The sequence below is a fragment of the Lacimonas salitolerans genome, from assembly GCF_042677865.1.
GTDB classification, from domain to species: domain Bacteria; phylum Pseudomonadota; class Alphaproteobacteria; order Rhodobacterales; family Rhodobacteraceae; genus Lutimaribacter; species Lutimaribacter salitolerans.
In genome coordinates this window covers 1-20,393 of sequence record NZ_JBHUDD010000146.1, presented here as the reverse complement: position 1 = coordinate 20,393, position 20,393 = coordinate 1, and the positions used below count along the sequence as shown (strand labels likewise).

16 protein-coding genes are annotated in these 20,393 nt (G+C 66.4%); 10 read left to right on the top strand and 6 right to left on the bottom strand.

The window, feature by feature from the left end:
• The first annotated feature begins 72 nt into the window (after window positions 1–72).
• The 6 genes from ACFTOW_RS15830 (at window position 73) to ACFTOW_RS15805 (ending at window position 7,264) form a co-directional block, all read left to right on the top strand.
• The gene (locus ACFTOW_RS15830) at window positions 73–1,809 is read left to right on the top strand and encodes a heparinase II/III family protein (protein WP_379917438.1); all 1,737 of its coding nucleotides are present in this window, start codon (window positions 73–75) and stop codon (window positions 1,807–1,809) included.
• Between the two features lie 16 nt (window positions 1,810–1,825).
• Window positions 1,826–3,418 carry a bifunctional phosphoribosylaminoimidazolecarboxamide formyltransferase/IMP cyclohydrolase gene (purH, locus tag ACFTOW_RS15825; protein WP_379917436.1) on the top strand — a complete coding sequence of 531 codons (1,593 nt, stop codon included), beginning with the start codon at window positions 1,826–1,828 and terminating at the stop codon, window positions 3,416–3,418.
• A 62-nt stretch (window positions 3,419–3,480) separates the two neighbouring features.
• Window positions 3,481–3,963 (top strand): signal peptidase II, encoded by a 483-nt coding sequence (gene lspA / locus ACFTOW_RS15820; protein ID WP_379917434.1) that lies wholly within the window; start codon window positions 3,481–3,483, stop codon window positions 3,961–3,963.
• A gap of 49 nt (window positions 3,964–4,012) precedes the next feature.
• Window positions 4,013–4,537 (top strand): DUF3035 domain-containing protein, encoded by a 525-nt coding sequence (locus ACFTOW_RS15815; RefSeq protein WP_379917432.1) that lies wholly within the window; start codon window positions 4,013–4,015, stop codon window positions 4,535–4,537.
• Window positions 4,538–4,619: 82 nt separating this feature from the next.
• Window positions 4,620–5,951 carry a M16 family metallopeptidase gene (locus ACFTOW_RS15810; RefSeq protein ID WP_379917430.1) on the top strand — a complete coding sequence of 444 codons (1,332 nt, stop codon included), beginning with the start codon at window positions 4,620–4,622 and terminating at the stop codon, window positions 5,949–5,951.
• On the top strand, window positions 5,948–7,264 hold the full coding sequence (locus ACFTOW_RS15805; protein ID WP_379917427.1) for a M16 family metallopeptidase: 1,317 nt from the start codon (window positions 5,948–5,950) through the stop codon (window positions 7,262–7,264). Before ACFTOW_RS15810 ends, ACFTOW_RS15805 begins: the two co-directional genes overlap by 4 nt.
• A 149-nt stretch (window positions 7,265–7,413) precedes the next feature.
• On the opposite strand, the gene ACFTOW_RS15800 is transcribed toward ACFTOW_RS15805, so the two are convergent.
• From ACFTOW_RS15800 to ACFTOW_RS15785, 4 genes are all read right to left on the bottom strand, one after another.
• Window positions 7,414–8,946 carry an AMP-binding protein gene (locus ACFTOW_RS15800; protein ID WP_379917425.1) on the bottom strand — a complete coding sequence of 511 codons (1,533 nt, stop codon included), beginning with the start codon at window positions 8,944–8,946 and terminating at the stop codon, window positions 7,414–7,416.
• A complete protein-coding gene (locus ACFTOW_RS15795; protein ID WP_379917423.1) occupies window positions 8,936–11,293 on the bottom strand; it encodes an aldehyde dehydrogenase family protein in 2,358 nt (785 codons plus the stop codon). The genes ACFTOW_RS15800 and ACFTOW_RS15795 overlap by 11 nt, the downstream gene beginning before the upstream one ends.
• 31 nt (window positions 11,294–11,324) lie before the next feature.
• On the bottom strand, window positions 11,325–12,308 hold the full coding sequence (deoC, locus tag ACFTOW_RS15790; protein ID WP_379917421.1) for a deoxyribose-phosphate aldolase: 984 nt from the start codon (window positions 12,306–12,308) through the stop codon (window positions 11,325–11,327).
• 242 nt (window positions 12,309–12,550) lie between these two features.
• Window positions 12,551–13,507, bottom strand: coding sequence for an L-malyl-CoA/beta-methylmalyl-CoA lyase (locus ACFTOW_RS15785; protein WP_379917419.1), 957 nt, complete (start codon window positions 13,505–13,507; stop codon window positions 12,551–12,553).
• A 299-nt stretch (window positions 13,508–13,806) separates the two neighbouring features.
• Between ACFTOW_RS15785 and dgcN the strand changes: the two genes are divergently transcribed.
• The 3 genes from dgcN to ACFTOW_RS15770 all read left to right on the top strand — a co-directional run bounded on the left by dgcN (window position 13,807) and on the right by ACFTOW_RS15770 (window position 16,752).
• Window positions 13,807–14,808 carry an N-acetyltransferase DgcN gene (gene dgcN / locus ACFTOW_RS15780; protein ID WP_379917417.1) on the top strand — a complete coding sequence of 334 codons (1,002 nt, stop codon included), beginning with the start codon at window positions 13,807–13,809 and terminating at the stop codon, window positions 14,806–14,808.
• A gap of 102 nt (window positions 14,809–14,910) precedes the next feature.
• On the top strand, window positions 14,911–15,876 hold the full coding sequence (gene dgcA / locus ACFTOW_RS15775; protein WP_379917415.1) for an N-acetyl-D-Glu racemase DgcA: 966 nt from the start codon (window positions 14,911–14,913) through the stop codon (window positions 15,874–15,876).
• A gap of 12 nt (window positions 15,877–15,888) precedes the next feature.
• Complete coding sequence (locus tag ACFTOW_RS15770) at window positions 15,889–16,752, top strand: D-amino-acid transaminase (protein ID WP_379917413.1); 864 nt, start codon at window positions 15,889–15,891, stop codon at window positions 16,750–16,752.
• Window positions 16,753–16,826: 74 nt separating this feature from the next.
• On the opposite strand, the gene ACFTOW_RS15765 is transcribed toward ACFTOW_RS15770, so the two are convergent.
• Together ACFTOW_RS15765 and pdxR are read right to left on the bottom strand one after the other, a co-directional pair.
• On the bottom strand, window positions 16,827–18,023 hold the full coding sequence (locus tag ACFTOW_RS15765; protein WP_379917411.1) for a M20 aminoacylase family protein: 1,197 nt from the start codon (window positions 18,021–18,023) through the stop codon (window positions 16,827–16,829).
• 84 nt (window positions 18,024–18,107) lie between these two features.
• A complete protein-coding gene (pdxR, locus tag ACFTOW_RS15760; protein ID WP_379917409.1) occupies window positions 18,108–19,541 on the bottom strand; it encodes a MocR-like pyridoxine biosynthesis transcription factor PdxR in 1,434 nt (477 codons plus the stop codon).
• 61 nt (window positions 19,542–19,602) lie between these two features.
• Here pdxR and ACFTOW_RS15755 point away from each other — a divergent pair, with 61 nt between their 5' ends.
• Entirely contained in the window at window positions 19,603–20,262 is a 660-nt protein-coding gene (locus tag ACFTOW_RS15755; RefSeq protein ID WP_379917407.1) for a pyridoxamine 5'-phosphate oxidase family protein, read from the top strand.
• The last annotated feature ends 131 nt before the right edge of the window (window positions 20,263–20,393 follow it).

Here is a 20,393-nt window from a genome sequence, read left to right as displayed (position 1 = left end):
CGGTGACAAGCTGGCCCGCGCAGGGTAAAATGCCCCGCAACCGCCGTCAGAGCGGATGCGAGAGGCAGAGCGATGGCACATCCCGATGGACTGCAGGCGCGATGGACGCGCATGATGCACCGCGTTCATGCGCGGCTGTCGACGCGCGTCCGCCCGGCCACAGGCTTTGTCAGCTCGCCCGAGCCGCGCACCGTGGGCAGTTTCGCCAAAGGGCGGCAACTGGTGGCCGGGAATTACCTGTTCGCGGGCTATCTGGTCGAGGGCGGTACACAGGGGATGTGGGACGTGCCCTCGCCCGCACCAGTGTTCGATGCGGAATTGCAGGGGTTTGGCTGGCTGGATGATCTGGCGGCAGTGGGCGATGCCCCCGCGCGGGCACGCGCGCAAGAGTGGCTTTGGGGCTGGATCGATCGGTTCGGGGCCGGGCACGGACCGGGATGGACGCCCGACCTGACCGGGCGGCGGGTGATCCGCTGGATCCATCATGCGCTGTTCGTGTTGCGCGGGCAGGACAAGACGGCCTCGGACGCATTTTACCGCAGCCTTGCGCAACAGGCGATATTCCTATCGCGGCGCTGGCCCGCCACAAGCCCCGGCCTGCCCCGGTTCGAGGCGCTGACCGGCATGATCTATGCCGGGCTGGCCTTGCAGGGGATGGAGCGGCACGTCACCCCTGCAACCCGCGCGCTGGAGCGTGAGTGCCGCAGACAGGTGGACGATCAGGGCGGCATCCCCACCCGCAATCCCGAAGAACTGCTTGAGGTGTTCACGCTGCTGACCTGGGCTGCCGCCGCCCTGGAAGACTCGGGGCGCCCGGTCCAACCCGAGTTGCGCGCCGCGATCGACCGGATCGCGCCCACCCTGCGCACCCTGCGCCACGCCGATGGCGGGCTGGCGCGGTTTCATGGCGGTGGTCGCGGGCTGGACGGGCGGCTGGATGCGGCGCTGGCCTCAAGCGGGGTCAAGCGCCGCACGCCGGGTGGGCTGTCGATGGGATTCGCGCGGCTGAGTGCCGGGCGCACCAGCCTGATCATTGACGCCGCTGCCCCGCCCAAGGGCGCGGCCTCCAGCGACGCCCATGCCTCGACCCTGGCGTTCGAGCTGACATCGGGGCGGAGGCCGGTGGTGGTGAGCTGCGGATCGGGTGCCAGTTTCGGGCTGGAATGGCGGCGTGCCGGACGGGCCACGGCCAGCCATTCGACACTGTCGATCTCGGGCTATTCCAGCGCGCGGCTTGGCAGCGGCGGGCAGCGGGGCGAGTGGCTGACCGAGGCGCCGGGCAACGTGCCGGTCGAGATCACGCAGGCCAGCGACGGGTTTCGGTTTCAGGGCGGGCATGACGGTTATGCGCGCACCCACGGCCTGACCCATGCCCGCACGCTGGAACTGACATCCGACGGGCGTGGCATGGCGGGCGAGGATCTGCTGGTGGCGCTGGACGATGCGTCCAAGGCGCGGTTCGACAAGGCGCTGGATGCCGGGCGGTTGCAGGGTCTTCCCTTTGATATCCGGTTTCACCTGCACCCCGAGGTGGATGCGACGCTGGACATGGGCGGCGCGGCCATCAGCCTGGCGCTGAAATCGGGCGAGCTGTGGGTGTTTCGCCATGACGCACGCGCCGAAATGCGTCTGGAGCCAAGCGTTTACCTTGAAAAAGGCCGGTTGCGCCCGCGCAGCGCCAAACAAATCGTTTTATCCGCCCGTGCAATCGACTATGCGACGCGCATCCGGTGGTCGCTGGCCAAGGCGCAGGACACGCCCATCAGCATTCGCGACGTGCACCGGGACGAGCTGGATTTGACCGAATGAACCGGAGCCTGACCCCATGACCACCGACCTGCACCCCATCCGACGCGCCCTGCTGTCCGTTTCCGACAAGACCGGGCTGATCGACCTGGCGCAGGCCCTAGCCGCGCGCGGGGTCGAACTGCTGTCCACGGGCGGTACGGCATCGGCGATGCGCGATGCGGGGTTGGCGGTGACCGACGTGTCCGAGGTGACGGGCTTTCCCGAGATGATGGACGGGCGGGTGAAAACCCTGCATCCGGCGGTGCATGGCGGCCTGCTGGCCTTGCGCGACAACGACGCGCATATCGGCGCGGCCACGGCCCATGGCATTCGCGAAATCGACCTGCTGGTGGTCAACCTCTATCCGTTCGAGGCGGCGCTGGCCCGCGGGGCCGAGTATGACGAGATGATCGAGAACATCGACATCGGAGGGCCCGCGATGATCCGTGCCGCCGCCAAGAACCATCGCTTTGTGGGCGTTGTGGTGGATGTCGAGGACTATCCCGCGCTGCTGGCACAGCTTGAGGCCAACGACGGGCAGACCACCTATGCCTTCCGGCAGCGGCTGGCGCAGACGGCCTATGCCCGCACCGGGGCCTATGACGCGGCAGTCAGCACATGGATGGCCGGGGCGATTGGCGACCCGGCCCCGCGCCGCCGGGTGGTGGCGGGCACGCTGGCCCAGACCCTGCGGTACGGCGAAAACCCGCATCAGCAGGCGGCGTTCTACACCGATGGCAGCGAACGCCCCGGCGTGGCCACCGCCCAGCAGTTGCAGGGCAAGGAACTGTCGTACAACAACATCAACGACACCGATGCCGCCTTCGAACTGGTCAGCGAATTCCTGCCCTCGGACGGCCCGGCCTGCGCGATCATCAAGCACGCCAATCCTTGCGGTGTGGCGCGTGGCACGACGTTGAAACAGGCCTATGGCCGCGCGTTCGACTGCGACCGCACCAGCGCGTTCGGGGGCATCGTCGCGCTGAACACCATTCTGGACTCCGAAACCGCATCCGAGATCGTGCAAATCTTCACCGAGGTGGTGATCGCCCCCGGCGCCGATCAGGGCGCGCGCGATCTGTTCGCGTCGAAAAAGAACCTGCGCCTGCTGATTGCGCCGGGTCTGGCCAACCCGGCGGCGGGCGGTCTGGCGTTCAGCCAAGTCTCGGGCGGGTTGCTGGTGCAGGACAAGGACAATGGCCGCGTCGGTCCCGATGACCTGAAGGTCGTCACCAAGCGGGCGCCGACCGATGCCGAACTGGCGGATCTGCTGTTTGCCTGGAAAGTGGCCAAGCATGTGAAATCCAATGCCATCGTCTACGTCAAGGACGGGGCGACCGTGGGTGTTGGCGCAGGCCAGATGAGCCGGGTCGACAGTTCGACCATCGCCGCGCTTAAGGCCGAGCGGATGGCGCAGGATCTGGGGCTGGACGAAACGCCCGCCATCGGGTCGGTCGTGGCGTCGGATGCGTTCTTTCCCTTTGCCGATGGCCTGCTGGCCGCGGCCGAGGCGGGGGCGACCGCAATCATCCAGCCCGGTGGCTCGATGCGCGACGACGAGGTGATCGCCGCCGCCGATCAGGCCGGGCTGGCCATGGTATTCACGGGCATGCGCCACTTTCGGCACTGACCCCGACGCAAGACGACAAGCGCCGCAAACAAGGCGCAGCGAACAAGAGGCAGGAGGCGCGTATGCGGCTGGTATTCTGGGTAGGGTTCTGGGTGTTCCTTTTGGATCAGGCCATCAAGTGGCTGGTGGTGCATTGGCTGGACCTGCGCACGGTGCAGGCCATCGACGTGCTGCCGCCGTTCCTGAACCTGCGCATGGCGTGGAACTACGGGATCAATTTCGGCCTGCTGGGCGGGCCCTCCGATGTGACCCGCTGGGCGCTGATCGCAGTGGCCGTGGTGGTGTCGATCGGCGTGGTCTGGTGGGTGCGCCACGATCCGCCTGGGCGGCTGGGCTTTGTCGCCGCCGGTCTGATGGTGGGCGGCGCGATGGGCAATGTGGTGGACCGCGTGCTGTATGGCGCGGTGGCGGATTTTCTGAACATGTCGTGCTGCGGGTTTGAAAACCCCTATGCGTTCAACGTGGCCGATATCTCGATCTTCATCGGTGCGGTCGGGCTGATCTTGTTCACCGGCAACGATGGCAAGGCGAAAAAGGCCCCGTGACGCGGCGGGCGATATCGGTTAAGGCTGGGCCAAAGAGACGGAGGCAGTGATGGGTATCACGCGGGTAACAGTCGGATTGATACTTGTGCTGGCGGTGGCTGCCTGCGCGCGCGGGGACCGCGAGATCGATCTGCGGCAGCTGAAATCATCGGGCAACGGGCCGGATGAATTCGCGATCCTGCCCGCCAAGCCGCTACAGTCCCCGTCCGACTACAATGCGCTTCCCGCGCCCACGCCGGGTGCGCGCAATCTGGTTGATCAGAATCCGCTGGCCGATGGCGTCGCGGCACTGGGCGGGCGTCCAGCGGCGCTGGATGCCTCCGGCGTGCCTGCCTCGGATGCGGCGCTTGTGCAGCATGCGGCGCGCGGTGGCACCCCGGCCAACATCCGCGGCACACTGGCGCAGGAGGACGAGGAGTTTCGCCAGCGCAAGGGCCGCTTCCAGCGCCTGCGCATCTTCGTCAAGAACAAGTACAACTCGGTCTACGAGCCGCAGACGCTGAACTCTGTGCGCACCAACAACGCCTATCGCCGCGTTGGCGTGCCGACCCCCTCGGCCCCGCCGGGCAACTGACCCCTCACAACAGCGTCAGCGCGGCTTGCGGTGATCCGGTTTCGGGGTATCTTTTCCACTACCGTTCACAGGAGGTGTGCCGATGCTGCGACTAGCCGCGCTTTTTCTTGGTCTTTTCGCGTTGGCGGTTCCCGCCGCGGCGCGCGATCAGGTCACCAGCTTTGCCCTCGACAACGGCATGGAGGTCGTGGTGATCGAGGATACCCGTGCCCCTGTCGTGGTGCACATGCTGTGGTATCGCGCCGGATCGGCAGACGAACCGCCCGGCAGCTCCGGCGTGGCGCATTTTCTGGAACACCTGCTGTTTCGCGGCACAGAAACTCTGGAACCGGGAGAATTTTCCGCCACGGTCGCGCGCAACGGCGGTTCGGACAACGCCTTTACCAGCTATGACTACACCGCCTATTTTCAGCGCATCGCCGCCGACCGTCTGGACCTGATGATGCAGATGGAAGCGGACCGGATGGTCAACCTGAAACTCAGCGAAACCGACGTGGCGGTCGAGCGCGAGGTGATCATCGAAGAACGCAACCAGCGGGTCGAGAACAATCCCCGCGCCCTGTTTCGGGAACAAAAGAACGCGGTGCAATACCTCAACCACCGCTACGGCGTGCCGATCATCGGCTGGCGTCACGAGATGGTGGCGCTGGACCAGACCAAGGCCCGCGCCTTTTACGACCGCTATTACGCGCCCAACAACGCGATCCTGATCGTCGCCGGCGATGTGACCCCGGACGAGGTGCGCGAACTGGCCGAAACACACTATGGCCCGATCCCCGCAAATCCCGACCTGCCGGAGCGGACCCGCCCGCAGGAACCGCCACAGACATCCGAAAGACGCCTGATCTTTCGCGATGCCCGCGTGGCGCAACCCTATGTCAGCCGGTCCTATTTGGCCCCCGAACGTGACAGCGGCGCGCAGGAAACCGCGGCCGCCCTGTCGATCCTGTCGGATATCCTGGGTGGCGGCACCACCAGCGTTCTGGCCGAAAAGCTGCAATTCGACGACCAGATCGCGACCTTCACCGGCGCCTTTTACGGCGGCACCTCGCTGGATGACACGACGTTCGATTTCATCGTCGTGCCGACACCCGGCGTCACGCTGGAAGAGGCCGAGGCCGGACTGGACCGCGCCTTGGCCGAGTTTCTGGAAACCGGCGTGGATGCCGAGCAACTGGAGCGGATCAAGTTCCAGATGCGCGCCAGCCAGATCTACGCCCGCGACAGCGTCAACTCGCTGGCCAACCGCTATGGTCGGGCGCTGACGCAGGGGCTGACCGTGCAGGATGTGCAGGACTGGCCCGATATCCTGCAAGAGGTCACGGCAGACGACGTGATGTCCGCCGCGCGGATGGTCCTGGACCGCCGCACATCAGTCACCGGCTATCTGATGGCCGAGGAGGTAACCCAATGATCCGCTTTGTCTGCGCCATCTTTCTGGCGGTCGCCGCGCTGCCCGCCCGTGCCGAGGTCGAGATTCAGGAAATCACGACACCCGGCGGCATCACGGCCTGGCTGGTCGAAGAAAACTCGATCCCCTTCACCGCGCTGGAAATACGCTTCCGTGGCGGTGCCGCGCTGGATGCGCCCGAAAAGAAGGGCGCGACCAGCCTTATGGTCTCGCTGCTTGAAGAAGGGGCCGCCGATCTGGACTCCCGCGGTTTCGCCCGCGCGACGGAATCTCTGGCTGCCTCTTTCAGCTATAGCCTGTCGGATGATGCGGTGCGCGTTTCGGCCAAGTTCCTGACCGAGAACCGCGACAGTGCGGTGGATTTGCTGCGCGACAGCCTGATCTCCCCCCGGTTCGACGAGGACGCGGTCGAGCGCGTGCGCGCGCAACTGCTCTCCAGCCTGCGGTCGGACGAGAAAGACCCGCGCAGCATCGCAACCCGCGTCTTTGACGCGATGGTGTATGGCGATCACCCCTACGCCCTGCCGCAGGACGGCTCGGTCGAAACGGTTACCGATCTGACCCGCGACGATCTGCTGGCCGCGCACGAGGGCGCCCTGGCCCGTGACCGCATCTACGTCGGCGCCGTGGGCGACATATCGCCCGAGGACCTGTCTGCCTTGCTTGACACCCTGCTGGGGGATCTGCCCGCCACCGGCGCGCCACTGCCCGGACCTGCCCAGGTCACGCTCGATGGTGACGTCCATGTGGTCGATTTCGCGACACCGCAGTCCGTGGCGGTGTTCGGCCAGCCCGGCATCGACCGCGACGACCCTGATTTCTTTGCCGCCTTCGTGCTGGATCACATCCTGGGCGGCGGCGGTTTCGAAAGCCGCCTGATGAGCGAAGTGCGCGAGAAACGTGGCCTGACCTATGGCATTTATTCCTACCTCGTCGACAAGGATCACGCGCAGCTCTGGCAAGGCTCGGTCGCATCGGCCAACGAGCGGATGGCAGAAACCGTGCAGGTGATCCGCGATGAATGGCAAAAGATGCTGGATCAGGGCGTGACCGAGGACGAGCTGGAAAACGCCAAGACATATCTCACCGGGGCCTATCCGCTGCGCTTCGACGGCAACGGTCCGATCGCCAACATCATCGTGGCCATGCAGATGGAGGGGCTGCCCATCGATTACATCGCCACCCGCAACGACAAGCTGAACGCCGTCACGCTCGAGGATATCACCCGGGTCGGGCAGGAACTGCTCGACCCGTCGCGCCTGACCTTCGTCGTGGTGGGCCAGCCCGAGGGGCTGGAATCGGCGGCGGCCAACTGACACGCGGTCCTGTCTTCATCTTGCCAGATAAACTCCGGGGAGTTTGAGGGGCAGCGCCCCTCATCCCCGAGGCCCGGAACGGGCCGAGATACTCGGCGTGCGCCGACAAGGCGCACTCAATGCGGTCACCTGCCCCACGCGCAGACGGCTCAGATCCGGCGGCCTGCCTTTTCCCAATAGGGCGCGCGCAGGCGGGGTTTGAACACCTTGCCGGTGTCCTCGCGCGGCAGCTTGTCGTGAAAGTCTATGATGCGCGGTTGTTTGAACCGCGCCAGCCGGCCATTCAGAAACTCCCGCACCGCGCCCGCGTCCGGCTCGACCCCCTGCGCAGGCTCGATGGCTGCCACCACCTGTTCGCCGAACTCGGGATGCGGCGCGCCGAACACGGCGACATCGCGCACGAAGGGCGCGCGCATCAGCACCGCCTCGATCTCGGCGGGAAAGATATTCGCCCCGCCGGAAATGATCATGTCCTTCTTGCGGTCGGTGATGAACAGGTATCCGTCCTCGTCCACCCAGCCCAGGTCGCCCACCGAAAAATGCCCGTGCTTTTCCGCGCTGGCCCGCGCCTGCGGATCGTTCGAATAATCGAACCCGCCAAAGGCGTCCATCCGCGCGTAGATCTCGCCCACCTCACCGGCGGGCAGCGTGTTGCCCTGTTCGTCCAGAATCAGCAACGTGCCGCCCATCTGCATCCGTCCCGCCGTGCCGGGCCGCTCCAGCGCGTCGGCGCTGGAGGCCATGGTCATGAACCCGATCTCGGTCGCGCCATAGCTTTCCCAGAACACCGGCCCCCACCAGTCGATCATCGCGCGTTTCAGGTCATGCGGCCAGGGCGAGCCGGTCGAGACGGCGAATTCCACCGATGACAGGTCATACCGCGCCTTCACATCCTCGGGCAGTTTCAGCAGCCGGCTCATCATCGTGGGCACAAGGTAGATATGGGTGATCCGGTCCCGCGCGATGGTCGCCAGAAAATCCTCGGGCTCGAAGCGCGGGGCCAGCAGGGTCGACACGCCGGGCGTCACCAGCGCGGCACTGGTCAGGGTCGACGGGGCCGAGTGATATACCGGTGCCGCGGTCAGGAACCGCGCGCCGGGGCGCAGGCCCATCATCTCGTCGCCCACCTGCACCAGCAGGTTGGTGAAATCCTTTCGCGGTCCGCTGCGGGTGCGGCGCACGCCCTTGGGCCTGCCCGTGGACCCCGAGGTATAGCGCAGCATCGGGCGCATCATCTCGGTATGTAGAAGCGGCTCTGCCGCGTCCACCAGATCGGCCCATTCCGGGCAGTCGCCATCCCGCGCCGCATCGCCGATATCATAGGCCGCGCACAGCGCCGGGCCGGGGGTGGCCCCGATCACCTGCCGCCCCGCCAGCGCGGGGGCCAGGGGCGCAATCAGGTCGCGATGGATGATGACGTGATGCGCGCCTGCATCGTCGCAGATCGCCTCCACCTCGTCCGCCGCGCCGTGCCAGTTCAGCGCAACGATCACAGCGCCTGCACGGGCGGTGGCGCGCATCACCTCGATCTGCGCCAGATCGTTGCGCATGATGACGGCCACCGGCGTATCCGGGCCGATCCCGGCGGCCAGCAGCGCGCCTGCGCCCTTGGCGGCTCGCGCGTCCAGTTCTTCAGGCGTCACGCGGCGGTCATAGTCACCGATGAAGACGTCATTCGCCATAAGGCACCCATATCGTCTTGATCTCGGTCGCGGCCTCCAGAAACTCATGCCCTTCGCCCGCCGCGCCCGTCCAGTCGCGCGTCTGCGCGTTGTTCACCCATGTGCGTTTAAGGCTGGCGGCGCTGTCCGCCTCGATCTGCGCCGACAGGTCGGTCGAGCTGAAGCACCACAGCGCATCCACCCCCGCATGGCGCGCCAGCGTGGGCGCAAGCTCGGCATGGCTGCCGGTCAGGATGTTGACCACACCCTCCGGCACGTCCGAGGTTTCGATGATCTGGGTAAAGTCCAGGGCCGCCAGCGGATAGGGCTCGGATGCGATCAGCACACAAGGATTGCCCATCGCCATCGCCGGGCCCATCAGCGACACCAGCCCCAGCAAAGGTGCCTCGTCCGGGCAGATCGCGCCGATCACGCCCACCGGCGCGCGCATCGCCATCGCCACGCCGCGCAGCGGCACGCCCTTGACCCGGCCATCGAACTTGTCGGCCCAGGCAGCATAGGTGAACAGGCGGCTGATGCTGGCCTGCACCTCGGATGCACCCTTGCGGATGCCGGTCATGGCGTCGATCCGCGCGGCAAACTCATCCGCCCGCGCCTCAAGGTTCTCGGCAATGAAATACAGGATCTGCGCGCGGGCGTGGCCGGTGGTCTTGGCCCAGCCTGCGGCCCCCGCCGCAGCCTCGACCGCGTTGCGGATATCCTTGCGGTTGGCGATCGGCACCTCGCCCAGGGCCTTGCCGCTTTTGCCATGGACCGCGCGGGTATAGCCGCCATCCGGCCGCGCCTGCTTGCCCCCGATATACAGCTTCGATGTCCGGTCTAGCCCGCCGTGAAAGCTGCTATCCCCCTCGAAAGGGACAATCTGTGCCAGCGGTTTCGTCTTGCCCGCCGCCTTGACCACTGGACGCAGATAGGCGCGCAACCCTTCCCACCCGCCTTCGCGGCCAAAGCCGCTTTCGCGCATCCCGCCAAAGGGGGCGGCCGCGTCGAACAGGTTGGTCGCGTTGACCCAGATCACGCCTGCCACCAGTTTCGGTGCCACGTCCAGCGCCAGGTTCAGGTTTTCAGACCACACGCTTGCCGCCAGCCCGTATCGGGTGTCATTGGCCAGGTCCACCGCCTCGGCCGGGGTGCGGAAGGTGGTCGAGACCAGAACGGGGCCAAAGATCTCCTCCTGCATCAGCGCGTCGCTGGGGGCCAGCCCGGTGATCAGCGTGGGCGGATAGAAGCAGCCTTGCGCGGGCATCTCGGCAGCCACCTGATGCACCTCGCCCGCCGTGCAACCGGCCACCATCTGCGCGATGCGATCCCGCTGCACCGGATCGACGATGGCGCCCACGTCCACGCATTTGTCCAGCGGATCACCGATGCGCAGCTTGTCCATGCGGGCGCACAGGCGGGTGTGAAACGCCTCTGCGATGCCTTCCTGCACGATCAGGCGCGACCCCGCGCAGCAGACCTGTCCGCCGTTGAACCAGATCGCATCGACCAGCCCTTCGATCGCGCTGTCGATATCGGCATCGTCGAACACGATGAACGCAGATTTGCCACCCAGCTCCAGCGTCAGCGCCTTGCCCTGACCCGCCGTTGCACGGCGGATCGCACGTCCAACCCCGGTGGAGCCGGTGAACGCCACCTTGTCCACGCCCTTGTGCGCCACTACCATCTCGCCCACAGCACCGTCGCCGGTGACGATGTTGACCACCCCACGGGGCAGCCCCGCGCGGCGGCAGATATCGGCAAATAGTAACGCGGTCAGCGAGGTGTATTCCGCCGGTTTCAGCACCACGGTATTGCCCGCCGCCAGCGCCGGGGCGACTTTCCATGCCAGCATCAGCAAGGGGAAGTTCCACGGGATCACCTGCCCGCAGACGCCATGGGGCCCCATGCCCGGCAGTTCCGATTCCATCAGCTGCGCCAGCCCTGCGTGATGGTAAAAATGCCGCTGCACCAGGGGGATATCGATATCGCGCGCCTCGCGGACCGGCTTGCCGTTGTCCAGCGTTTCCAGCACCGCGAACAGGCGGCTGTGTTTCTGGATCATCCGCGCCAGAGCATAAAGATGCCGCGCGCGCCCGTGCCCGCCCAGCTTTGCCCAAGCCGGCTGCGCGCGACGGGCGGCTGAAACGGCGGCATCCACATCTGCCTCGCCTGCCTGCGTCAGCGTCGCCAGAACCTCGCCCGTAGCCGGGTTGCAGCTGTCGAACCCGTCTCCGGGATCGGTAAAGGCCCCGTCGATGAAATGGCCGAAACGGTCGCCCTGATCCACCAGCCAGGCCAGCGCCTCGGCGGCGGATTCGGGGGCCGGGCCATACTCCATCGTCTCGAATATCTCTTTCACGGTCATGTCATCGTCCCACATATTCGCGACCAGGGTCTCAACCCACGGGATGCCGCCACTTGGCGGAATAGCCTCCGGTAACGTGATGCTCCAACTGTCGTTCGATATCGCCCAGCAGGCTGGATGCCCCAAAGCGGAACAGGTCTGGCCGCAGCCAGCGGTCGCCCAGTTCCTCCTTGATCATCGACAGATAGACCAGCGCATCCTTGGCCTTGGAGATCCCCCCCGCTGGTTTGTAGCCCACGCGAAACCCCGTGCGCGCATGATACGCGCGGATCGCACGCAGCATCACCAGGGTGACGGGCAGGGTGGCATTCACACCCTCCTTCCCCGTCGAGGTCTTGATGAAATCGGCCCCCGCCATCATGCACACAAGGCTGGCGCGGGCCACGTTGCGCAGCGTGCCCAGCTCGCCCGTCGCCAGGATCGCCTTGACATGCGCGTCGCCACAGGCCGTGCGAAAGGCGCGCATCTCGTCATACAGCGCCTGCCAGTTGCCGGTCAGCACGTGGCGACGCGAGATCACGATGTCGATCTCCTCCGCGCCCGCCTTGACGCTTTCACCGATCTCGGCCACGCGCAAATGAAAGGGCGACAGCCCGGCGGGAAAGCCCGTGGACACCGCCGCAACGGGGATGCCCGACCCGGTCAGGGCCGCCCGCGCCGGGGCCACCATATCGTGATAGACGCAGACCGCGCCGACGGTTAGCCCTGTCATGTCAAGGGCTTGCAGGATGTCGCCGCGCACCGGCTGCCGCGCCTTGGCACACAGCCGCGCCACGCGGCCGCCTGTGTCATCGCCCGCCAGCGTGGTCAGGTCGATGCAGGATACCGCCCGGCACAGCCACGCGGCCTGATACTCTTTCTTGACGCTGCGGCGGCCCGGCAGGCTGGCGGCGCGGCGCTCGATCGCCGAGGTATTGGCGCGGGCCGACATCACCCAGTCCATGTTCAGATCCATGCCGGGATTGCGCGGTTCGGTCACCTGCGGCAGATGCGTGATGGTGTCGGATGCCTGCATGCGCCCCTCCCTGCTGACGCTCAAAGCGTGTCACGCGACCGCCCCCTTGGCAAGCCGGGGCGTCGCGGAACGCCCGGCACGATCCATGCACATGGCATGCACACACCATGCAAACCCGGGTCCTTCATCTTGCCCCTAAACTCCGGGGAGTTTGAGGGGCAGCGCCCCTCAGCCCCGAGGCCCGGAACGGGCCGAGATACTAGGCGCGCGCCTGTGGCGCGCACAATGGGGTCACGCCGGACTTACTCGGCGATCATTTCCGACTGGCGCACGATCACCTCGGCCTGCTTGATCGAGGCAATGTCGATCAGCTTGCCCTTGTAGGTGGTGGCGCCTTCGCCGCGGGCCTTGGCCTCTTCCATCGCCTTCAGGATCTCGCGCGCCTCGGTCACGGCGGCCTCGGTGGGGGTGAAGACCTCGTTGGCCAGTGTCACCTGCTTGGGGTGGATCGCCCATTTGCCGACCATGCCCAGTGTCGCGCTGCGCAACGCCTGCGCGCGAAAGCCTTCGTCATCCGAGAAATCGCCGAACGGGCCATCCACCGGCAGCACGCCATGGGTGCGGCAGGCGGCGACGATGTTGGCCTGCGCCCAGTGCCAGGGATCGGACCAGTATTTGCCGCCTTCGTGCAGCATGTAGTAATTCGCCTGCGTGCCGCCGATGCCGGTGGTGGCCATGCCCATCGACGCGGCGAAATCCGCCGCGCCCAGGCTCATCGCCTGAAGGCGCGGGCTGCTGGCGGCGATCTCCTCGACATGGGCGATGCCGGCGGCGGATTCGATGATCACCTCGAACCCCAGCCGCTTGGTCCGGCCCTTGGCGGCCTCGATCGCCGTGACCAGCGCATCGACCGCATAGACGTCGGCGGCGCAGCCGACCTTGGGGATCATGATCAGGTCCAGCCGGTCCGAGGCCTGCTCCAGCAGGTCGACCACGTCGCGGTACCAGAACGGCGTGTCCAGCCCGTTGATGCGCACCGACAGGGTTTTCTTGCCCCAGTCGACATCACCGATGGCCTGGATCACGTTCTTGCGCGCGCTGTCCTTATCGCTGGGCGCGACCGAGTCCTCGAGATCGATGTTGATGACATCCGCGGCGCTGCCTGCCATCTTCTCGAAGATCGCGGGGCGCGAGCCCGGGCCGAACAGCTGGCAGCGGTTGGGGCGGGCGACGGGGGCGGGCTGGGTGCGAAAGCTCATCTTTTCACCTTTCGGGTAAGGAAATTACGCAATTGTCGCGGGCAGGGATATTTATTTGCGCCATGCCCTGCAAGGGGTTTCTGCCGTGCAGCATTTCGCGTGGCAAGACGTTGGTCAGGTCCCGGCAAGGCGCGCTGCTTGTTTTCTGTGCAATGGAAAAACTTGCACATTTCTGCGGCATATCAGTAAAAGTCTGCAAGAATATTCGGTCCGCACGCAGGGAACACGGCAGAATCGAAGCAACTTGCCCGACGAATCCCGGACACTGCGCGCCAACACGAGATGAAAAGGGGACCGCCATGATCGAGACGCCATATCTGCTATTTCTGGGCGACGCGCCCGACCCGCTGGCCGCGAAGGTGGCGCAGGGGATCAAGGACTGGCGGCCCGAAAATGCCGTGGGCCAGTACCGGATGGAGGGCTGCAAGGCCGACATGGGCCTGCCCGACATGGATCTCGAGGCCGCCAAGGCCGCAGGCGCGAAAACGCTGGTGATCGGCGTGGCCAACCGGGGCGGCGTGATCAGCCCGGCGTGGAAAAAGGTGCTGGTGACGGCGCTGGAGGAAGGGTTCGATCTGGCCTCGGGGCTGCACAACCTTCTGCGCGACGAGGCCGATCTGGTGGCCGTGGCCGCCGCGACGGGCCGCACGCTGCATGATGTGCGCATCCCGTCGGTGAAATATCCCATCGCCAATGGCGAAAAGCGCAGCGGCAAGCGCTGTCTGGCCGTGGGCACCGATTGCTCGGTCGGCAAGATGTATACGGCGCTGTCGATGGATGCCGAGATGCGCGAGCGCGGGATGAAGTCCAGTTTCCGTGCCACCGGGCAGACCGGTATCCTGATCACCGGCGATGGCGTGCCGCTGGATGCCGTGATCGCCGATTTCATGGCCGGCAGCATCGAATGGCTGACGCCGGACAATGATGACGACCACTGGGATCTGATCGAGGGGCAGGGCAGCCTGTTTCACGTCTCCTATTCCGGCGTGACCATGGCGCTGGTGCATGGCGGGCAGCCCGATGCGCTGATCGTCTGCCACGAGCCGACGCGCGATCACATGCGCGGTCTGCCGGGTTACAAGCTGCCCAGCCTCGAGGCGGTGCGTGACATGGCCCTGACGCTGGCGCGGGTGGCCAACCCCGCCTGTCAGGTGGTGGGCTATTCGATCAACACCCAGCACATGGCCGAGGACGAGGCGCGCGCCTATCTGGCCGATATCGAAACCCGGCTGGGCCTGCCTGCGACCGATCCGTTCCGGTTCGGCGCGGGCAAGCTGGTGGATGCGCTGGCGACCCTGTGACCTGCGCCTGAATGGCAAGCGGTGATGGGGGGGCCAGCCCCCCATTGCCCGTTCCGGGCAATTCCCCCCGGAGTTTATCTGGCAAGATGAAGGATGGACGCGATGCAGATCGAGGTGACGCGCGACGTATTCCGGCTGGCGCAGGTGTTTACCATCAGCCGGGGCAGCCGGACCGAGGCGCAGGTGCTGACGGTGCGGATCACCGAGGGCGGTGTGACCGGCTGGGGTGAATGCGTGCCCTACGCCCGCTATGACGAGACGCTGGACAGCGTGGCGGCAGAGGTTGCGGGCTTGCCGCGGGTGTTTGACCGCGCGGCGCTCTATGACCTTCTGCCCGCCGCGGCGGCCCGCAACGCGGTGGATTGCGCGCTGTGGGATCTGGCAGCCAAGCAGGCGGGCAAGCGGGTGTGGGAACTGGCCGGTCTGGCCGCGCCCGGGCCCGAGATCACGGCCTATACCCTGTCGCTGGCCGAACCGGCCGAGATGGAGGCGCAGGCGGCCAGGAACGCGCATCGCCCGTTGCTGAAGATCAAGCTGGGCACGCCCGACGACATGCCCCGGCTGGAGGCCGTGCGGCGTGGAGCGCCCAAATCGCAGATCATCGTGGATGCCAACGAGGGCTGGTCGGCCAAGGTCTATGCGGACCTGGCCCCGCATCTGGTGCGTTTGGGTGTGACGCTGGTCGAGCAACCGCTGCCTGCGGGCGAGGACGAGGCGCTGATCGGCATGGACCGTCCGGTGCCGGTCTGCGCGGACGAAAGCGCGCATGACCGCGCCAGCCTGCCGCATTTGCGCGGCAAGTACGATGTGGTCAACATCAAGCTGGACAAGACCGGCGGGTTGACCGAGGCGCTGGCGCTGCGCGATGCCGCGCTGGCCGAGGGCTACAAGGTGATGGTCGGCTGCATGGTCGGCAGTTCGCTGGCGATGGCGCCCGCCACTCTGGTGGCGCAGGGCGCGCTGGTGACCGATCTGGACGGGCCGCTGCTGTTGGCCGAGGATCGCGACGCACCGCTTTTGTTTGATGATGCCGGCGTGCACCCCCCCAGTGCCGCCCTTTGGGGATAAGGAGATCCACCCATGACCCGCACCGTTTATGTGAACGGCGATTATCTGCCCGAGGACGAGGCCAAGGTGTCGATCTTTGACCGTGGTTTCCTGATGGCCGATGGCGTCTACGAGGTGACCAGCGTGCTGGATGGCAAGCTGATCGACTTTCCCGGCCATCTGGCCCGGCTGGAGCGGTCGCTGGCCGAGCTGGACATGCAGAAACCGGCGCAGTTCGACGACCTGCTGGAGATCCACCGCGAGCTGGTGACCCGCAACGGGATCGAGGAGGGGATGATCTATCTTCAGGTCACGCGCGGGTCGGCGGGCGACCGGGATTTCGTGTTTCCCGACCCCGAGACCACGCCATCGACGCTGGTTCTGTTCACCCAGAACAAGCCGGGGCTGGCCGACAGCCCGGTGGCCAGGGCGGGCATGAAGGTCATCAGCATCGATGACATCCGCTGGGGCCGCCGTGACATCAAGACGGTGCAGTTGCTGTATCCCTCGATGGGCAAGATGATGGCCAGGAAGGCCGGGGCCGATGATGCCTGGATGGTCGAGGACGGGTTCGTGACCGAGGGCACCAGCAACAACGCCTATATCGTGAAGGGCGGCAAGATCATCACGCGGCAGTTGTCGAACGACATCCTGCACGGGATCACCCGCGCCGCCGTGCTGCGCTTTGCCCGCGAGGCGCAGATGGAGGTCGAGGAGCGGTCCTTTACCATCGACGAGGCGCGCGATGCGGACGAGGCGTTCATCACCTCGGCCTCGGCCTTCGTGATGCCGGTGATCGAGATCGACGGCGCCAAGGTGGGCGCCGGGGTGCCGGGCAAGGTCGCGCCGCGCCTGCGCGAGATCTATCTTGAGGAAAGCCGCAAGGCCGCAATCTGATCCGCCTTCAAGGCCTGATTTTCGCCTGGCATTTAAAACGCCCCCGCAGACAATTGCGGGGGCGTTTGCGTTAATCAGTCCTTCGCAAGCAATTGGTCCACCAGCCCCAGCCAGTACCCCACGCCCACCGGGATCGCGGCGTCGTTGAAATCGTAATCGGGGTAATGGACCATGGCGTTCTTGCGGTCGGGCTGGTCGGTGCCCATCCAGATGTAATTGCCGGGCCGCACGTTCAGCATGAAAGAGAAATCCTCGCCCGCCATGCAGGGCTCGCTTTCGCGCAGCACGCAGTCGGTGCCGACCAGCGCGCCCGCGACCTGCGCCGCCGTGTCCGTCTCGTCGGCGTGGTTGACCGTGGGCGGGTAATTCTTGCGATAGTCGATGATCGCCTCGGCCCCGAAGCCGCTGGCGATGCCGTTGGCAAGGCTGCGGATGCGCGCCTCGGCCATGTCACGCGTGGCGGCGTCGAAATAGCGGACCGAGCCGCCGATCGTCGCCTCGTCCGGCATGACCACATAGGCATCCGAGCCCTTGAACATCGACACGCCGATGGTGGCGGTTTCATGTGGCGAGACATTGCGCCCCGGTACGCTCTGGATGGCTGTCACCAGATGCGATGCGGCCAGTACCGTATCGACGCCCTTGTGCGGCAACCCGGCATGGGTGCCCTGACCCTTGATCGTGATGTCGAAATAGTCGATGCCCGCCATGATCGGCCCCGACAGTGCGCAGAACTGGCCCAGCGGCATCCCCGGCCAGTTGTGCAGCCCCCAGACCGACTGGCAGTCGGCCCGGTCGAACAGACCTTCGCGCACCATCACGCCGCCACCGCCGCCACCCTCTTCGGCGGGTTGAAAGATCACCGCGACCGAGCCCGCGAAATCGCGCGTTTCGGCCAGGATCTTGGCCGCGCCCAGCAGCATCGCGGTGTGCCCGTCATGGCCGCAGGCATGCATCGCGCCGGGGTTGACCGATTTCCACGGCACATCGGTGTGCTCCTTCATCGGCAGCGCGTCCATATCGGCGCGCAGCCCGATCATCGGGCCGTCCCGTTCGCCCTTGATGATGCCCACCACGCCGGTGGTCGCCATGCCGGTGATGATCTCGTCCACGCCGAATTCCTTCAGCTTGTCCGCGACGATCCCGGCAGTGCGGACCTCCTGAAACCCGATCTCGGGGTGGGTGTGCAGATCGCGGCGCCAGGCGGTGATTTCGGGGTGCAGGTCGGTGATGCGGTTGTGGTGGCGGGAATTGAGCGCGGGTGCGGTCACGGCAGGTCTCCTTTTCCATTCAGGGGCAGGTTAGCGAACACCGGCAGAAGGTGCGAGGGGGGTCATGCGACCTTATGCACGGGTCTAAGGATGGCGCAGGATTGCCGCCAGCGTGGCGGCGGCATCGCGCAACGTGTCTGCATTGAAGCCGGCATAGCCCAGCACCAGCCCCTGCGGCGCTTCCGGCCCGTCGAAATAGGCCGACAGCGCGCGCAGGCCCAGCCCGGCCCGCGCGGCGCGGCGGGCGATGTCGTGATCGCCAAGCGGGCAGGCAGGCGTCAGCGGACAGACAAGGTGCATGCCCGCCGGATCAGGGGCGACCTGCAGCAGATCGGCAAGTGGTGCAAGCGCGTGGATCAGTGCCCGCTGCCTTTCGGCATAAAGCCTACGCATGCGGCGCAGATGGGTGGCGAACCCACCCTGTGCCATGAAGGCTGCCAGCGCCGGTTGCGGCACCAGCGAGGCGCGCGGCCCGGCAGCCGCGATGGCCTGTTGCAGCAAAGGCAGCGCGCGGGGCGGGGCGACCATGTAGCCCAGCCGCAGGGCGGGGCTGAGCGTCTTGGAAAAGCTGCCGACATAGATCACCCGCCCGGCATGATCCAGACTGGCCAGCGCGGGCAGTGGCTGGCCGGTATAGCGGAATTCGCTGTCGTAATCATCCTCGATCACCCAGGCTCCGGCGCGTGCGGCGTGATCCAGCAACGCCAGGCGCCGGGGCAGCGGCAGGGTCGTGCCCAGCGGATAGCTGCGCGAGGGGGTGACGACCGCGCCGCGCATCCGTGCGGGCAGGGCATCGACCGGCAGGCCCTCGGCATCGACCCGCAGGGGGTGCAGGGCCAGCCCGGCGCGGGTCAGCGCGTGGCGCATCGGCGGAAAGGCGGGGTCTTCGATCGCCACGGTGTCACCGGGGGCGAACAGCGCGCGGGCGATCAGGTCAAAGCTTTCGGATGCGCCCGAGGTGATGATGACCTGCGCAGGCGCACAGCGCAGACCGCGCCAGCCTTCCAGATGAGCGGCGATGGCGGCGCGCAGCGGCGGCCAGCCCAGCGGATCGGGCCGCGCCAGCAACCCGGGTTCCGGCGCACGCCAGGCGCGTTCCAGATGCCGCGCCCAGTCGGCATGGGGAAACCCGGCCAGATCGGGGATCGCGGGCGACAGCGGTGCATAGGGCTGCGGGGGCTGCGGCGCGGGCAGATCGGCGGGTGCTCCAACCGCAGGGGCCGCGCGGGGCAGGTCATGCGCCACAAAGGTCCCGGCCCCGCGCCGGGTTTCCAGATAGCCTTCGGCCACCAGTTGCTCCAGCGCGGTCAGGGTGGTGACCCGAGACACCGACAGCTCCTGCGCCAGTTGCCGGGATGACGGCAAGCGCGCACCCGCCGGGGCACGGCCCGACAGCACCAGATCGCGCAGCGCCTCGGTCAGTTGCTGGTGCAGCGGCAGCGCGCTGGCCCGGTCAAGCGACAGAGACACCAGCGCGGCCTGAAAACTGGTATGCGAGAATTGTTCTGATCTGGTCATTTCAAAGTGACCAATAAGGCGCGATCACGGGCTTGCCAAGCAGAATGAAAGGCCCGCAGCGATGACAGACCTCAGCCAGACCGACCGCACCCGCCTGCGCCGCACGCACGAGCGCGGGGCCTTTGACCGCGCCACGATCGATGCGATCCTAGATGTCCAGCCGATGTGCCATGTCGGCTATGTGATGGACGGCAAGCCGGTTGTCACGCCGACCTTCCAGTGGCGCGAGGGCGATCACGTCTATTGGCACGGCTCGTCTGCCAGCCGTGGACTGCGGGCCTCGAAAGGGGCCGAGGTCTGTCTGACCGTCACCATTCTGGACGGCTTCGTGATGGCGCGCTCGGGGATGCACCACTCGGCCAATTTCCGGTCGGTCATGCTGTTCGGTCAGGCCTTTGTCGTGCCTGACGCGCAGAAAGAGGCAAAGCTGTCCGCCTTCATCGACGGGCTGTGGCCCGGACGGTCGGCAATGCTGCGCCCCAACTCGGCGCAGGAGCTGAAAGCGACAACCGTTCTGGGCATGGAAATCGCCGAAGGCAGCGCCAAGATCCGCAGTGGCGGGCCGGTGGATGATGACGAGGATTACGCCCTGCCGATCTGGGCAGGCGTCATCCCGGTGCGCAGCCTCACCGATGCGCCCCTGCCAGACCCGCGCAACCTGCCGGGGGTCGAAATGCCCGACCATATCCGCAGCTTCCGGCAGGACGACCAGGCCCGATAGCGCAGCCGCGTCCATCCTTCATCTTGCCCTTAAACTCCCGCCGGAGGCATCTGTAGCGCGACAAACTTGATGAGAAGAGCGCGTCAATCAGGATGAGAATCCTTGGTCGCGACGCTTGAGAAGATGCCGCC

Coding starts and splice junctions, on each gene's coding strand:
- dgcA (WP_379917415.1), top strand. CDS start 14,911: ATGCAGATCGAGGTGACGCGCGACGTATTCCGGCTGGCGCAGGTGTTT.
- purH (WP_379917436.1), top strand. CDS start 1,826: ATGACCACCGACCTGCACCCCATCCGACGCGCCCTGCTGTCCGTTTCC.
- ACFTOW_RS15795 (WP_379917423.1), bottom strand. CDS start 11,293: ATGACCGTGAAAGAGATATTCGAGACGATGGAGTATGGCCCGGCCCCC.
- lspA (WP_379917434.1), top strand. CDS start 3,481: ATGCGGCTGGTATTCTGGGTAGGGTTCTGGGTGTTCCTTTTGGATCAG.
- ACFTOW_RS15755 (WP_379917407.1), top strand. CDS start 19,603: ATGACAGACCTCAGCCAGACCGACCGCACCCGCCTGCGCCGCACGCAC.
- ACFTOW_RS15805 (WP_379917427.1), top strand. CDS start 5,948: ATGATCCGCTTTGTCTGCGCCATCTTTCTGGCGGTCGCCGCGCTGCCC.
- ACFTOW_RS15785 (WP_379917419.1), bottom strand. CDS start 13,507: ATGAGCTTTCGCACCCAGCCCGCCCCCGTCGCCCGCCCCAACCGCTGC.
- ACFTOW_RS15830 (WP_379917438.1), top strand. CDS start 73: ATGGCACATCCCGATGGACTGCAGGCGCGATGGACGCGCATGATGCAC.
- deoC (WP_379917421.1), bottom strand. CDS start 12,308: ATGCAGGCATCCGACACCATCACGCATCTGCCGCAGGTGACCGAACCG.
- ACFTOW_RS15770 (WP_379917413.1), top strand. CDS start 15,889: ATGACCCGCACCGTTTATGTGAACGGCGATTATCTGCCCGAGGACGAG.
- pdxR (WP_379917409.1), bottom strand. CDS start 19,541: ATGACCAGATCAGAACAATTCTCGCATACCAGTTTTCAGGCCGCGCTG.
- ACFTOW_RS15800 (WP_379917425.1), bottom strand. CDS start 8,946: ATGGCGAATGACGTCTTCATCGGTGACTATGACCGCCGCGTGACGCCT.
- ACFTOW_RS15815 (WP_379917432.1), top strand. CDS start 4,013: ATGGGTATCACGCGGGTAACAGTCGGATTGATACTTGTGCTGGCGGTG.
- ACFTOW_RS15810 (WP_379917430.1), top strand. CDS start 4,620: ATGCTGCGACTAGCCGCGCTTTTTCTTGGTCTTTTCGCGTTGGCGGTT.
- dgcN (WP_379917417.1), top strand. CDS start 13,807: ATGATCGAGACGCCATATCTGCTATTTCTGGGCGACGCGCCCGACCCG.